The sequence below is a fragment of the Limibacterium fermenti genome (assembly GCF_041902845.1).
Classification (GTDB): Bacteria; Bacteroidota; Bacteroidia; order Bacteroidales; family Dysgonomonadaceae; genus Limibacterium; species Limibacterium fermenti.
Map to the genome: position 1 here is coordinate 3,213,868 of NZ_CP159486.1, position 14,624 is coordinate 3,228,491.

General features: G+C 40.1%; 18 protein-coding genes and 1 tRNA gene. 17 read left to right on the forward strand and 2 right to left on the reverse strand.

The annotated features are described in order from the left end of the window. The first annotated feature begins 3 nt into the window (after window positions 1-3). The 3 genes from ABNK31_RS13915 to ABNK31_RS13925 all read left to right on the forward strand — a co-directional run bounded on the left by ABNK31_RS13915 (window position 4) and on the right by ABNK31_RS13925 (window position 3,857). Entirely contained in the window at window positions 4-2,115 is a 2,112-nt protein-coding gene (locus ABNK31_RS13915) for a prolyl oligopeptidase family serine peptidase (RefSeq protein ID WP_418893095.1), read from the forward strand. 146 nt (window positions 2,116-2,261) lie between these two features. Further along, window positions 2,262-2,338 (forward strand) — tRNA-Asp (locus tag ABNK31_RS13920). 304 nt (window positions 2,339-2,642) lie between these two features. After that, complete coding sequence (locus ABNK31_RS13925) at window positions 2,643-3,857, forward strand: site-specific integrase (RefSeq protein WP_286853905.1); 1,215 nt, start codon at window positions 2,643-2,645, stop codon at window positions 3,855-3,857. Between the two features lie 654 nt (window positions 3,858-4,511). Here the strand turns inward: ABNK31_RS13925 and ABNK31_RS13930 are convergent. Next, window positions 4,512-4,760, reverse strand: a complete 249-nt coding sequence (locus tag ABNK31_RS13930; protein ID WP_286853908.1) for a hypothetical protein — start codon at window positions 4,758-4,760, stop codon at window positions 4,512-4,514. A 41-nt stretch (window positions 4,761-4,801) separates the two neighbouring features. On the opposite strand from ABNK31_RS13930, the gene ABNK31_RS13935 reads away from it, so the two are divergent. From ABNK31_RS13935 to ABNK31_RS14000, 14 genes are all read left to right on the forward strand, one after another. Beyond that, on the forward strand, window positions 4,802-5,167 hold the full coding sequence (locus ABNK31_RS13935; protein WP_286853910.1) for a hypothetical protein: 366 nt from the start codon (window positions 4,802-4,804) through the stop codon (window positions 5,165-5,167). Continuing rightward, complete coding sequence (locus ABNK31_RS13940; protein WP_286853912.1) at window positions 5,164-5,499, forward strand: molybdenum ABC transporter ATP-binding protein; 336 nt, start codon at window positions 5,164-5,166, stop codon at window positions 5,497-5,499. Before ABNK31_RS13935 ends, ABNK31_RS13940 begins: the two co-directional genes overlap by 4 nt. A gap of 4 nt (window positions 5,500-5,503) precedes the next feature. After that, window positions 5,504-5,728, forward strand: coding sequence for a hypothetical protein (locus ABNK31_RS13945; RefSeq protein ID WP_286853914.1), 225 nt, complete (start codon window positions 5,504-5,506; stop codon window positions 5,726-5,728). A gap of 34 nt (window positions 5,729-5,762) precedes the next feature. Further along, window positions 5,763-5,981, forward strand: a complete 219-nt coding sequence (locus ABNK31_RS13950) for a hypothetical protein (RefSeq protein ID WP_286853916.1) — start codon at window positions 5,763-5,765, stop codon at window positions 5,979-5,981. A gap of 13 nt (window positions 5,982-5,994) precedes the next feature. Then, window positions 5,995-6,234: a hypothetical protein gene (locus ABNK31_RS13955; RefSeq protein WP_418893096.1), complete on the forward strand. Its 240-nt coding sequence runs from the start codon at window positions 5,995-5,997 to the stop codon at window positions 6,232-6,234. Next, window positions 6,231-6,704, forward strand: a complete 474-nt coding sequence (locus ABNK31_RS13960; protein ID WP_418893097.1) for a hypothetical protein — start codon at window positions 6,231-6,233, stop codon at window positions 6,702-6,704. The genes ABNK31_RS13955 and ABNK31_RS13960 overlap by 4 nt, the downstream gene beginning before the upstream one ends. Window positions 6,705-6,727: 23 nt before the next feature. Then, entirely contained in the window at window positions 6,728-7,258 is a 531-nt protein-coding gene (locus ABNK31_RS13965) for a PRTRC system protein E (RefSeq protein ID WP_418893098.1), read from the forward strand. A 19-nt stretch (window positions 7,259-7,277) separates the two neighbouring features. Then, a complete protein-coding gene (locus ABNK31_RS13970) occupies window positions 7,278-7,496 on the forward strand; it encodes a PRTRC system protein C (protein ID WP_418893099.1) in 219 nt (72 codons plus the stop codon). A 28-nt stretch (window positions 7,497-7,524) separates the two neighbouring features. Continuing rightward, window positions 7,525-7,704: a hypothetical protein gene (locus ABNK31_RS13975; RefSeq protein WP_418893100.1), complete on the forward strand. Its 180-nt coding sequence runs from the start codon at window positions 7,525-7,527 to the stop codon at window positions 7,702-7,704. Window positions 7,705-7,715: 11 nt separating this feature from the next. Then, the gene (locus tag ABNK31_RS13980) at window positions 7,716-8,732 is read left to right on the forward strand and encodes a hypothetical protein (protein ID WP_418893101.1); all 1,017 of its coding nucleotides are present in this window, start codon (window positions 7,716-7,718) and stop codon (window positions 8,730-8,732) included. Further along, window positions 8,713-9,444 (forward strand): PRTRC system protein B, encoded by a 732-nt coding sequence (locus tag ABNK31_RS13985; protein ID WP_418893102.1) that lies wholly within the window; start codon window positions 8,713-8,715, stop codon window positions 9,442-9,444. The genes ABNK31_RS13980 and ABNK31_RS13985 overlap by 20 nt, the downstream gene beginning before the upstream one ends. Beyond that, entirely contained in the window at window positions 9,441-10,253 is an 813-nt protein-coding gene (locus ABNK31_RS13990; protein ID WP_418893103.1) for a PRTRC system ThiF family protein, read from the forward strand. Before ABNK31_RS13985 ends, ABNK31_RS13990 begins: the two co-directional genes overlap by 4 nt. A gap of 232 nt (window positions 10,254-10,485) precedes the next feature. Continuing rightward, the gene (locus tag ABNK31_RS13995; RefSeq protein ID WP_418893104.1) at window positions 10,486-13,404 is read left to right on the forward strand and encodes an HsdM family class I SAM-dependent methyltransferase; all 2,919 of its coding nucleotides are present in this window, start codon (window positions 10,486-10,488) and stop codon (window positions 13,402-13,404) included. Beyond that, window positions 13,404-14,075, forward strand: a complete 672-nt coding sequence (locus tag ABNK31_RS14000; protein WP_418893105.1) for a hypothetical protein — start codon at window positions 13,404-13,406, stop codon at window positions 14,073-14,075. Before ABNK31_RS13995 ends, ABNK31_RS14000 begins: the two co-directional genes overlap by 1 nt. An 87-nt stretch (window positions 14,076-14,162) precedes the next feature. On the opposite strand, the gene ABNK31_RS14005 is transcribed toward ABNK31_RS14000, so the two are convergent. After that, window positions 14,163-14,603, reverse strand: a complete 441-nt coding sequence (locus ABNK31_RS14005) for a DUF3872 domain-containing protein (RefSeq protein ID WP_418893106.1) — start codon at window positions 14,601-14,603, stop codon at window positions 14,163-14,165. Window positions 14,604-14,624 lie beyond the last annotated feature (21 nt).

Below are 14,624 nucleotides of genomic sequence, written 5' to 3' on the forward strand. Positions count from 1 at the left end.
ATAATGAAAATAAAATCTATTTTTATGACCATCGCAATAGGCGCCGGCTTACTCGGTTGTTCCACCGGGCAGGAGAGTAAAGGCGACAAACCGGCCGGCAAACAACCCGGAGAGGTAATAGGCAAAGCATCCGTCACGATACAGGACGGGCGCATGACTCCCGAAGCGCTATACAGCTTCGGACGCATCGGCGACGTGCACGTATCGCCCGACAAATCGCAACTGTTATATCAGGTGACTTACGTCAGCATCAAGCAGAATAAAACCAATCCCGAACTGTTCATCATCGCGGCCGACGGCTCGAAGAAGAAGCAGCTCACCGTCACCAACACCCGCGAAAGTAATCCGCAATGGATCGAGAACGGCAAACGGATCGCTTTCTTAAGCGACGAATCCGGTTCGCCGCAGATATGGACCATCCATCCCGATGGCGGCGGTATGACGCAGATATCCAATGTGGAGGGCGGCATAAGCGGCTTCCGGTTTTCGCCCGACGGCAAGAAAATCCTCTTTTATAAAGATGTGAAAGTAGCGACCTCTGCGGCCGACCGTTATCCCGACCTGCCTCAGGCATCGGGGCGCATCGTCGACGACCTGATGTACAAACACTGGGATACTTGGGTGGAGAACGTGCCGCACCCGTTTGTCGCCGATCTCAACAAAAACAAACTTTCAAACATAAAAGACCTGCTGGAAGGCGAACCTTACGAATCGCCGATGCTTCCGTTCGGCGGTATCGAACAGTTGGCTTGGAGCCCCGACGGCAAAACCATCGCGTACACGTGCCGGAAGAAAACGGGCCGCGAATATGCGGTTTCGACCAATTCCGATATTTATTTTTATAATGTGGAGACCGGAACGACGACGAACATGACGGAGGGCATGGCGGGGTACGACACCAACCCGCTATTCTCGCCCGACGGCCGCTATCTTGCCTGGCAAAGCATGGAGCGCGACGGCTATGAAGCCGATAAAAACCGGCTTTTGGTCATGAACCTGTCGACCGGCGAAAAGGCATACATTACAGAGCATTTCGATTACAACACGGATGCTTTTATATGGAATGCCGACAATAAGTCGCTTTTCCTGATAGCCTGCGTAGAAGCGAAAACGCACATTTTCTCCGCCGATGTTCAGACCAAAGAAGTGAAGCTCGTCACGCAGGGCGTCCACGATTATACCTCCGTGGCCTTGGGTGACGGTAAACTCATCGCCACGCGCCAATCGATGTCGCAACCGACCGAAATTTATTCGGTGGATATCGCGTCGGGCAATGCGACGGAATTGTCGTTCGAAAATAAAGATATTCTGGAACAGATAAAAATGGGCGCCGTGGAAGAACGATGGATACCGACGACCGACGGGAAAAAGATGCTCACTTGGGTGGTGTATCCGCCCGACTTCGACAGCACCAAGACTTACCCTGCGCTCCTTTATTGCCAGGGCGGCCCGCAAAGCGCCGTAAGCCAGTTCTGGTCATACCGCTGGAATCTGCAAATGATGGCCGCCAACGGATACATCATCGTAGCGCCCAACCGCCGCGGATTGCCCGGTTTCGGACAGGAATGGAACGAGCAGATCAGCGGCGACTACGGCGGGCAGAATATGAAAGATTACCTTTCGGCCATCGATGCGCTTGCCAAAGAGCCGTTTATCGATGAGAACCGGCTGGGATGCACCGGAGCCAGCTATGGCGGCTTCTCGGTATATTGGTTGGCAGGCAATCACAACAAGCGTTTCAAAGCGTTTCTTGCCCATGCAGGCATCTTTAATTTGGAGGCGCAATATCTCGAAACGGAAGAATTGTGGTTTGCCAACTGGGATATGGGCGGCCCGTATTGGGATAAGCTCAACACTGTTGCGCAGAAGACGTATGCCACCTCGCCTCATCGCTTTGTCGACAAGTGGGACACGCCCATTATGATCACGCACGGCGAACTCGATTACCGTATTCTGGCCTCACAGGGAATGATGGCTTTCAATGCCGCGAAATTACGCGACATTCCTGCGCGCATGCTGATATTCCCGAATGAGAATCATTGGATATCGCAGCCGCAGAACGGCATTCTTTTTCAGCGCGAGTTTTTCCGGTGGTTCGACGAATGGTTGAAATAAGGCTGTATTCGAGCAGGATAGATTAGCCTCTCGGTAGCGAGTGCGAAAAAAGACGCGAAAAGGCGAAAAAATACCAATTAAAAATTTTGCGGTTCTGAAAATATGCGTATCTTTGCACTCGCTATCGAAAAAACGATGCTAACCATGGTGTGGTAGTTCAGCTGGTTAGAATACCTGCCTGTCACGCAGGGGGTCGCGGGTTCGAGTCCCGTCCATACCGCCAAAAACATAAAAGAGAGTACTATTTTAGTATTCTCTTTTTTTATGTTTATTCCTGAATGCTACTGATAATCAATGTGTTATAAAGTGAAAAAGTGCAATATATCAAACCAGTTGAATACCATTTGGTAAGACTTGGTATCCAAGTTTGGTTCACTTTATTGCTACATTTTCTGCTACACTGCTTTTTCTGAAATAAAAAATGTAGCAATGAATACCGGTTGAATACCATTTGACTACTCATATCTAATTCATAATTAAATTATTATGTCGAACTTTGTGGCAAAATGCTACAGAAAAATTAAATTATGAAAGCGTTATTTAAAATTTCGTACTACTTACGAAGCAACTACAAAAACAAATCCGGGAAATGTCCCATTATGATTAGAATTTCTCTTAATGGAAATATGTGTAACGTTGGTTCATCAGGATTATCTTGCAAGCCCGAAATGTGGAATGCAAAGTTTAATAGAATGACAGGCAAAACGGCTGAAGCTCTAAATCTCAACAACCGGCTTGATGGTATAACCAACTCTTTGAATAAACTGTTTTTCAAACTACAAGATGATGAGTTTCTTACAACCGAAAAAATCAAATCTTTATACCTTCATGGAAACCAGTCCATGATGACTTTTATAGAGTTGTTTGAAAAATTCAATAGCGATTTTTCACTATTAGTCAACAAAACAAAATCACCTGCTACGCTCGAAAAATATGAACGTACAAAAAAATACTTTGTACTCTTTTTAAGGAACAAATATAATCGTAATGACATTTCATTGAATGACATTAATTTTACAATTCTCAATGATTTTGAATTATATTTAAAAGCAGATTTGCAATGCTCTCACAACACCACTGCAAAGTACTTGAAATATGTCAAAACAATAATTATTCATGCGCAGAAAAAAGGATTAATCCACCACGACCCATTTTTAAATTACAGCATTTCAATGAAAAAAGTGGACAGAGGTTACCTTACGAGCGAAGAAATCAATCGTCTGTTAGATAAAAAAATCAGCATTCAAAGATTAGAAATTGTTAAGGATATTTTTATTTTTTCGTGCTTTACGGGACTCTCCTATATTGATGTTTATAATTTAAGTCATGACAATATTCTTGAAACCAATGGTCAGAAGTGGATTGTGATTAACAGGCAAAAAACTAATGTACAATCCAACGTATTACTACTTGATATTCCTTTGCAAATTATTGAAAAATATAAGGGTAAAACAAAAAACAATAAACTTTTACCTGTTTTAAGCAATCAAAAAATGAACAGTTATTTAAAAGAAATTGCAGATATTTGCCAGATTAACAAGAATCTAACCTACCACCTCGCCAGGCACACTTTTGCAACTACGATTACATTAGAGAAAGGTGTTCCGATTGAAACAGTAAGCAAAATGTTGGGACATACGAACATAAAAACGACACAAACCTACGCGAGAATAACAAAACAAAAAATTGAAAAAGACATGGCAGACCTTTCTTTCAAACTAAACGAATTTCAGTTTAAGTAAATAATTCCTTTCCCTCTTCAGCCCATCGTTCTTCTGTTTCGCGGGCGTAACGGGCGTTTTTCATCACGCTTCGCCGGATGAAAAGCCTTGACCGCCCCTTTGAGCGAAACCTCCAACGGAAAAGCTGACGAGGGAGTTTATTGGACAATGACGAAAAAAGGCAGACAAAAACCAACCCGTCCGGCGTAGTCCGGTACGACCAAGTTTTTGTCTGCCACTTTTCCATCCATCATACTAAAACAAGTTCTTTTCGTCTGCGGCACACCGTCCGATGTATTTGAAGCCGTTCAATCACTCGTTTCATTCAGGTTCAAAAAATCAGCCGGCAAGCCTCGCCAAAATTTATTAGAGAGGACGAAAACCAACAAGCAAAAGCCCTGATAATATATCAGAACTGTTTTTGCTTGTCCGTTTTCTATGCGATAGAGAAACACCTTGTTCGTCTGCGGCACATCGGATTATTTTCTGTTCAGGCGGCTGCATGCTTTGCCTTTCCTTTCCATAAAATAACCCGAAAAGCCTCGCCGAAATTTACCGGGAAAAGACGAAAAAAAGCAAGTTCAAGAACGCCCGGAATACCGGAGCATCCTTGAACTTGCCTATTTTCTTTTTTACGATACAGCCTATATTATTTCAAAATATCTTGTTTTCATCTCAACCTTGCATTTTCTCCGCTGTAATTTCTTCCCTTCTGCTTTTTATCGCATCGAGCCGTGTATTGCTGTTGATTTTCGTATCGAGTGCAAAGGTATTTCGTGTGCTCGTCGGACAGTGCAAGGTCAAGCCCACAAGGGGTTTGGCAAAAAATCTTCCTCGTTCCACTTCGTGTTGAGCGTATTTTTCGCCAAAACCTTGCACTGCCGGCACACTGCCTTTTAACGCCCTCGAAACGAAAATCAACATACTCCGGCTCTTTGGACGCATCAAAAAAAATGTCAGAAATTATGAAAACAGAAAATGCAAATAACGAATTGATTTTGAGAAACGAAAATAACACCTCCTCTCATTACCGCATCAATTCGGATGGGTTCAAAGTGCAGTTGATGGCAGTGGTAGAGGGCAGTGAGCCTTTGAGTAAGTGTGAGTTTCTAATGTGCCAGGCGGGGTATCGGTCGGAATTTCTAGCGGCTTATATTACAGGAAAAGCGGTAAGGCTGTTCAAGTTGGTAGATTATGTGGATTGGGATTGTTTCGGAAAAGAGGTACGGAGCGTAGAAATGTCTTTTGAAAACTACATCCATCCCGATACTTTTTTGGAAGTCGTATTAACCCATTTTTTAGCTGTTAACTCTCAAAAACAAGCCGTATGAAACCGATAGCTGTAAAATTTGTATCGCACGAAATTCCGCCGTTAAATGCTTGCAGCGAGAGTAAAATTTTCAAGTTGAGAGTGAAACTGAACAACGGAGAGCCGATGAACAGAGCTGAAAAGAAATGGCTTACAGAGAACGTGAGGAGTAACGCTTATTTCAGAACAGCCGTTCCGCTGATGGGTTGGCGTTTTGACTTTTCAGACGTACTGAAAAAGTATGTGGTCAAGCAATACGACCATTGGGCGGAGTATTATGCCCCCGACAAAACGAGTCTGCGGAGTGTCCTTTTCGGGAAAATAGACCAAATAGTGGAAATACCTGACAAATAACTCAATGAAAACAGTCCCCTTACGGCTGATAACAGCCACAGCATTGATAATCGGAACGGTTTACACCGTTTCGGTTATCGCAAGTCGAGAAATGATACTGTTAGCGATGCTTTTCATTGTTTTTTCGATGGTGAAATTCATCATCCGCACCACGCTTTACATCGTGTTTCAAGTGCTGAAATGGGCAGTTATTATTGTCGTAATCGGGTCGCTTTTGGCATCTCTTTAATAATCAAATCATCAACATTAAAACATTCGCAAGTATGAAAAGATACGGCAAAACCGCTCTTCAGCAAAACAGGTATTACGAAGTAGGAAACATCTATGAATATATGGTGGAAAACTATATCAACGGCAATTTCACTCAATTCGACAAACTCCACAAAGAGTTGTGCCGTGATGCGAAACGTGATTTTATCACCTACTGTTTCAGCGAAGTACATCCTCAATTATTGCAGGAAATCATTTTGAGAACTATTTAATATCAATTGTATTATGAGCAATTTAGCAGAAAAAACAGAATATAGAGCATTGAAAATATTGGCTACAATGGTACGTCAATTTGAGCAACTGCATTGTTTGGATATGACCAAAACAGACGATTGGGACAGTTGTGCAGCACGAAACCTTTTGGAAAGTATTATTCAAAGCAACGGCTACCAAATAAATTATGACCCGAAAAATCCGAGAACCATTTTAGTGAAAGAACAACCCTCAAAAACAAACAGAAAATGAAAAAAGCAACAAACATCACAGATTACATATTGGTAAAAGCCTATACCGACAGCGAATGGGACGAGTGCCACTTTGCCATTATCCATTGTACAAAAGAATGGAAAGAGAAAATGAAACAATGCTTGCAAGCCGTTCAGCAGTTTACGGAAGACTACAACTTTTGTTCACTCAACTATTACGACACGGCAGTCGATTTTTACCGTACCGATGAAGAAGAACACACCGACATCGACACTCTTTTGGGCGAAAAGGATTGGACGTTTGTAGAATTGGAAGAAAACGAACAGGAAACGTTTCTTGTCCCCGAAAACCGATTAGACACCTACCGCTTGCATCTTTACAGAAACGGTACGGCTATGTATTCCGCTTACGGAAAGAACACAGGCGAAGAATTTTATACCGAAGAATTTTCCGTTTCACAAATTCTGAACTACCATCAGCAGACAATCAAAATCATTCAACTTTATTAATCAACTTTAAAACAGACAGAAATATGAACGCAAATTTTTTCAATCAAATTGCTCAGATGAGCATAACAGGAGCATTGCAAATTACCGTTTTGCAAGGAACAGACGACAATTTAATCGTATCGGTACTGTTGCAGAACGAACAGTGTGGCGACAACGCCAAACACCTTATCCCACCGCTGACACTAAAAGGAACAGCCGAAGAGTTGGACGGTGGATTTTTCCAAAGCATTGTAACCCCTATTGAGCAGACTTCTTCGCTTTTGCTCAATATGGAAAGTTATCTGAAAGCCCAAGAACAGGCACGTAAACAGTCGGCAATGGAAAAAGAGAAAGCCGATAAGGAAAAGAAGGAACGTGAAGCCAAAGAGAAGAAATTCAACGAGGCAATGCAAAAAGCATCCGCACTTGCAGATGAGGGCAAATACCGTGAAGCCTTTACCGCCGTCCCCGATGTGAACCGTTTTCCCGATTATGCTGAAGAAATCCACAAACGCAAAGATGAATTAGCCAGGCATTTTGCACCCAATTTATTCAATGCCAATCCAATTGTTTAACCCTTAAAGACAGGAAATTATGTTATTGGCAACACAATTAGAGAGAGTCTTCATACTCAACGACAAAGGACAGGAAATCCGCCTTGCCGACCCCGAACCACGCTGGTCGCCCGAAAGCGTGATGAACTTTTACGCCAACACCTATCCCATTCTCACAACGGCAAAAGTATCCGCCCCGATGATTAGGGAAGACAGCGTGCAATACCGCTTTGAAAGCATTATGGGAACAAAAGGATAAATTCAATTATACGATTGACAGATGAATTATGCAAACACATACAGTCATAAGTGGAACGATTGTCGTTCCGTGCAGACACAAACGGACGGATTTGCACCAAAAAATCGGCGAGTTTATGACGGAAATGCAACGCCCGAAAGACTACCGCGAAATCCGCAAAGACACACGGCAATCTGCCCCGAAAGACCTTTTGCCGATGGTTTTCTGAAAAGCCGTTTTTTGCCCAAATTGCAAGTAAACCCCGAACAGAGAAAACTGTCGGAACGGCAAGTAAAACAACGTGAAAGGGATTTTTACAACTCCCTTTCACAACTTGCCGAACATTACGGAGTTACACCCCTTCAAACGAAAGACTTCGGCTATCCGTACAACCTCGCACTTGCTTATCGGAAAATCGAAAAACAGTTGCGACAATCACACAAATGCAAGGATTTTACCGAGTTGCACATATCGGAAAACGGCGACACGGGACAACTGTTTTTATCGGTAACAGAAACATATTATACAGGCAGTCAATTCTATTATGTGCCTGTTGTTCCGCTTTTTCGTATGTTCGAAGACCCTGAACGCAAGCAAACGGCAATATTGCTTTTATCGGTGTGTTCATATATCTACCACATTGCAAAGATACCGTTTTACAGGCAGGAAAACAGCTATCTCTATTGGCAGTACGAAATGCTCAAAGAGTGGGCAATTCACGATGACGACAGCGAAGAAAACAGGGAAATTCTTGCAGAACTGAGCCAAACCGAACAGATTGGCGACCAAATGCACACGATGATTTTCGACAAAGAAAACCTAACGCATTGGAAACGGCGTATCAAAACCTTTCGGGCAAAAGACCCTTTCGACAGCGATGTTTTTCTGATGACAACAAAATTTTTCCAACTCTATCAAAAATATCCCGAACGCCGATTATTCCAAAACAGCGTTACCGGTTGGGAAGAAACGGAATACTGTTACGATGAAGAAGAAACAAAAATCACCATGGATAAATACATCGGCTTTATTGCCGATGATAAAGGCTATCTGTACGAACAACTTTGCGAAACGGTAAACGGCGAGTTTTCGCAGTATGGCGAAATGGAAGAACCTGCCGTTACCACCCATTTTGATGGAACACCTGTCGGCAAAGAAAGTCTGGACTTTGAAAACCGGATTTTTCCCCTTATCAATGAATTATGCTATTATCTGAACCAATACAATACTCAAGAAGATGAACGAGAACATAAATGACATAACCCGAAGTTTTGGAACGATATACATCCCAAGATCGGCATTGGTGGTATATCAAACCGAAGGACAGCATCCACAAACCTACATCGAACATTTTGATATGGATGACAACGGCAGTCCGATAAATGCTCATCCTTTGACGGTAAAAGAAGGACAAGCATTGGCAAAAGCGTTGAACACCGAAAAGGAAGAACAGAACAAGGCTTTTTTACGTCCCAAAGGTATTATCCCTACCCACGTGTTGCACATTCATCCGAGCGAAAACGGAAGTGTCGTCTGGTACACCCAACCGCAAATCCGCCCGATGTTTTTCATCGACAGTTTGGGCATACCCAACGGCAAGGCGCACGTTCCGGCAATGGTTTGGAAAGCCGACAAAAACGGATTATCGGTTTACGCTTTGTCATCGGGCATTCGTCCAAAAGCCGAGACTTCGCTTTATTTTGCACCGTTTCCGAATGTTTATGAAGACAACCGTGTCTGTATGGGGACGGTGGACGTGAAAATCCAACAATCCGCATCGCTCGAAGAATTTATGCACGTATGGGAAGAAAGTTTTTTCAACAGCTATTTCAGCCATTTGATAAACGGACATAATCCCGTTAATGGAAATTGCGTAACCCTTTGGAAAGAGCTAATCGAAACGCAAGAACCGTTTCCAAAGGAAGTATTGATAAAAAACCGTTTAACCCTCAAAGATTTGATAAAATGAGCAATTCCGAACAAAAAACGACCGTCCATTTTACGGACAGCGCATTGATACAGGCAACCAATCCGATAACGGTCAATCTTATCGGCGCAGGAGGAACAGGCTCGCAGGTTTTGACCGCCCTGGCAAGGATAAACCACGCCTTAAACGAACTCAATCACGCAGGATTGGAAGTAAGATTGTGGGATGATGACACCGTTGCAACCGCCAATTTGGGACGGCAACTCTTTGCCGAATGCGAATTGGGAGTGTATAAATCCGTTGTATTAATCAACCGCATCAACCGCTTTTTCGGTACGGATTGGAAAGCCGAGAGTCGAAAATTTGAGAAAGATATACAAGGCAACATTCCTAAACAGGCAAGCGCAAGTATCACTATTTCGTGTGTGGACAACGTACAGACACGTTTCGGCATTGCCGGAATATTGACCGAACTCCGAAAAAATAACATTTATTACAGCCATACGCCAAAATATTGGCTTGATTTCGGTAACAGCCAATGCACAGGGCAGGTAATCCTTTCCACAGTAGGCGAATTGTACCAACCGAAATCGGAACGGTTTGCAACCGTTGGCAGCCTGCCTTTTGTAACGGAAGAGTTTGGCGATTTGCTCTCGCAGTCGGAACAGTCGGACGATACGCCGAGTTGTTCGCTTGCCGATGCTCTCGCAAAGCAAGATTTGTTTATCAACGCAACGTTGGCACAAATGGGTTGCTCTTTGCTTTGGAACTTGTTCCGTAACGGAATGACCGACACGAGAGGTTTTTTCCTTAATCTGAAAGATTTTCGCACACAGCCGTTGAAAGTATAACCCCCTAAATCCCCCAAAGGGGGGACTTATTTCTGACTGTTTTTTTGCTTGTCCCTAAAACCCTCTCTAAAAGTTTTAGGGACTTCTTTTCTTTGGGGAAAAGGCAAACAAAGAAAAGAAGCAAAAGAAATTTGCCGGGACAGAGTGGATTTTTGACAATTCAGTGGTAAAAAATACAGTTGTCTTTTAATATTTTTTATTATCTTTGCATAATGGGGGTACTGTACATTATATGAATAAGGCAAAAGACATAAAAGAATCATTTCAACAAGGCTTGCAAAGGTTAGGCTTTGAAAATGACGATGCTTTATATTTGACTGACCATTGCGAAAATATTCCTGACCCGCAAATTTATTTTCACATAGAGAAGGCAAAAGAATTTAAAGCTTCCGCTGTTTATTTACGTCGGCAACTTAATGGCAGCTACAAACCACAAGCTTATTTGTTTGATTTTACAGATATAAACTTTGATGAATCAAATGAAAATGAGATAGCAGATATTCAAACAAAAATTTGGAGTAGTGGAGAAGCACCTTTAGCTTGTGTTTTTTACAATACAGAAATAAAGATTATTGACTGTACTAAACACATTACACCACAAGATTACAAACCTGAATATTTAGTAAAAGATTTAAAACTGACAGGCAAAGCACACGCTTTGTACAACGAACAATTTGCTGTAAAAATAAAAAGTGGAGTTTTTTGGGAGCAGGATGAACTAAAAAATAAATTTAAGTTTCAAAATTCCGCCTATGACAAACTCATTGACAACATTCATTTTGTATCCAATAAACTGAAATCAACGTTTAAGAATATATCCGTTCAAGTTATCAACAAAATTATAGTTCAAGCAATACTAATAAAGTATTTAGAAGAAACAATTGATACCAACGGAAATAAATTACTATCAAACAGATATTTTCAGAAATACAATAATGCATTATCATTTAATGATGTTTTATGTCAGCAAGGCAAATTTGTTGAACTACTCTCAGACTTAAATAAAGATTTCAATGGAAATGTGTTTAAATGGGAGGTTGAAGAACAAGAACAGCTCAATAAAATGGATTTATCTGTTGTTGCCGATTTGTTGGCTACGGAAAAAACGGATTTAAGTTCTAAACAACTTGAATTGGGATTCCTTGATTGGCGGTACTTTGAGTTCAAACAAATTCCGGTAGAATTAATTAGCCGTTTGTACGAGGAGTTTTTGGGCGAAAACAAACAAGAAAAAGGATTATATTACACGCCGTCCCACTTAGCTAAGCTGTTAGTTGATGAGTGCATCCCACTGAAAAGGTATAATGAAATTGACTTAAAAAAATATACGATATTAGATCCTGCTTGCGGTTCGGGTATCTTTTTAGTTGTTGGCTTCAAACGATTGGTTCAGATATGGAGGCTTCAAAACAATATGGATATACCGGATATTGATGATTTAAAATCAATATTGCGAAATATTTACGGCGTAGATAAAGAAGAACAAGCTATCCGATTAGCTTCTTTCAGTTTGAGTTTGGCTTTGTGTAATGAGTTAAGTCCGTTGAAAATCCTTAATGAATTAAGGTTTGATGATTTAACAATAGAAAATTTAATTCATTCCGATTTTTTTGAATGTAAATCCATAGAGAATAAAAAATTTGATTTGGTTATTGGGAACCCTCCATTTGTAAGAGGCGCTATATCCAACTATTCAAATGTGTGGCAATTGGAAAACAAAAAAATAAAAATTCCACAAGGACAAATTGCATTGAAATTTCTTTCAGACTCATTCGGTTTTCTCAAAGATAGAGGATTGGTTTGCTTGATTATCAAATCATCAGGTTTATTATATAATAGCACCTCCAATGATTACAAGAAAACCTTGTTTTCAAACTTTAATACAGTTCAGATTTTAGATTTCACTGCACTTGCAAGGAATAAATCTCTCTGGGATAATGGAGCAGATGTAGCTTCAGCTGCAATTTTTATTAGAAATGAGAAACCCGATTTCAGCAAAAATATCTTGCACCTAACATTCAGAAGGACAAGGGCGACCAAAGAACGAATTGTTTTTGAAATAGATGATTATGATTTGCATTTTGTAAACAGACAAACCGCTATCAATAATGAATTTATTTGGAAAAATAATTTGCTTGGAGGTGGCAGAATAAAAAATATTGTTGAAAAAGTACAGGCATTACCTTTTTTGAAAGATTTTTTAGTTGAAAACAGTTGTATTATCGAAGAAGGATTTGAAATAGGCAGCAAGCAAAACTTAGCGCCGGAATATATCTATAAAATTCCATTTTTACCGACAAAGGCTATAAATGAAAATACAATCAACTATGACTTATTGGCTGAAATGAGTAGGTATAGTAAATTTTCTAAAGTTCCTTCAGAAAATTCTTTTATCGCACCCAATTTGATTATATGGGAAAATATTGGAGAATATAGATTCCCAATATTTTTTAATGAAAAGTCTTTTTCTTTCAAAAGAAGAATGCTCTCAATTAAGTCTTTGAAGAACGATATCAAGTTATTAAAAAGCATCTACAATTCTTTTGAAGAGTATTACAATTTTTATAAATTCTATCTTCTTGCAACAAGTTCAGAAACTTTAATCAATCGAAATAATACGTTTCTTCTAAAAGATTTAAAGAATCTTCCATTTATTGAAAATGATTTTTTATTCTCTGCTTTTGACTCAGAAGTAATAAGTGATAGTTTAGAATTTCAGCAAGACTTCTTTATACACGGAGAAAAATCCAAAGCATTACAACCAATAAGACAAAATAAGTTAGTTCCAACTATATCTAAATACGGAACTGAATTTTCACGAGCTTTAAATGCAATTTACGAAGATAATAACCGCAAATTCAGATTGTCTGATATTGTTCAACTTGAAAATTCACTAATTGCGACGGTATTCAAATATGATAGCAAGAATGAGGCACCTACATTCAGTACAGACATTTCAGAATTAAATATAGATGGTCTTACCACTAATGTAATTTCTGCTCATTTATCTGTTAATAGGATAATAAAATTGTATCCTCAAAAAGACACAATTGCCTTTGTAAAACCAAATCAAAACAGGTATTGGTTAGCTTCAACCGCTTATCGTGATGCAGATAAATGTTTCTCTGATTTTTCAAATTTGACAGAATAATGATAGCAGAGGAAAATTTATCAAACAAATCCAACCACAAAGTTAGTATATCAAATACTAATATTATTTCGCTTATTAATAGGCTAATGAGAAGAACCGTGTCTAATTTCAAAGATTACATCGTGTCAGATTTCTATAAAAAAAGGAAACTAAATGAAGACGATTTTACCCAAATTTACATAGAACAAGCTCAAATACTGATAAGAAGTTATGATTACCCATTTAACATTAATGGGCAGTACCGAGACATTACATATCAAAGTAAGGGTTTTTCGGATTTTTATTTTTATCCAAACGAACAAAACATTTCATTAGCCTCACTTTTTTCAGTAGAATGTAAACGTCTGCCTTCTCCTGAAAAATCAAGAGAAAAAGAATACGTCATTGGAGAAAAAAATAACGGAGGAATTGAACGCTATAAAACCGAGAAACACGGGAAAGGATTATTTAATTGTGGTTTATTAGGGTTTGTAGAAAATAATGATTTTGACCATTGGAACACTACAATAAACAAGTGGATTTATGATTTAACGAAAACTACTTCAGATTGGAAAAAAGATGAAGTGTTATCAGAGATTGAATCTAATACTGACTATTGCGTCTTAAAATCTATTGCTCATAGAAAAGAAGATGATATTTGCCTGACACACTTATGGATAAAAATAAATTGATTCAAAAAAGCCCCTACACTCCACGTGCAAGGGCTTTTGTTATTTTTTATTAAATTTCCAAGTGTGAAGACGAGTTGTGGGTCTTTACTACCTTTTTTCGTCTTTTTTAGCGTTAAACTCAAACTCCAACTTCCTTTCATTTCCGAAACTATCTTCCACCACCACTTCAAACGCTTGGCTTTCAACTGAACGGGAAGTGTAGTACAACCGGAAAACTTTCTCCGGCAAGGGATAGCGGTCGTTGGGCAGGAAGGCTTCGCCGTTTTTGCCCAACCGCAATTCTCCGCTCCCCTCGTATTGAAAATATCGTATCGTATAACGGTTATCGGCAAAACGGCCCTTTTCTGTCAGCGTACACCTGATTTCAACGGTTTTCCCGACAGCAATTTCCTTTGGAACCGGCATCGTGTGCACATCAAATTCATAACTCTGCTGAATGTCCAACTTGTTATCACAAGCAGATAGGCAAAACACGGCGATGAGCAGCACTCCCACTACCCATAAATCATTGATTATTTTATGTTTCATATTTTTGTTTGTTTTTTATTG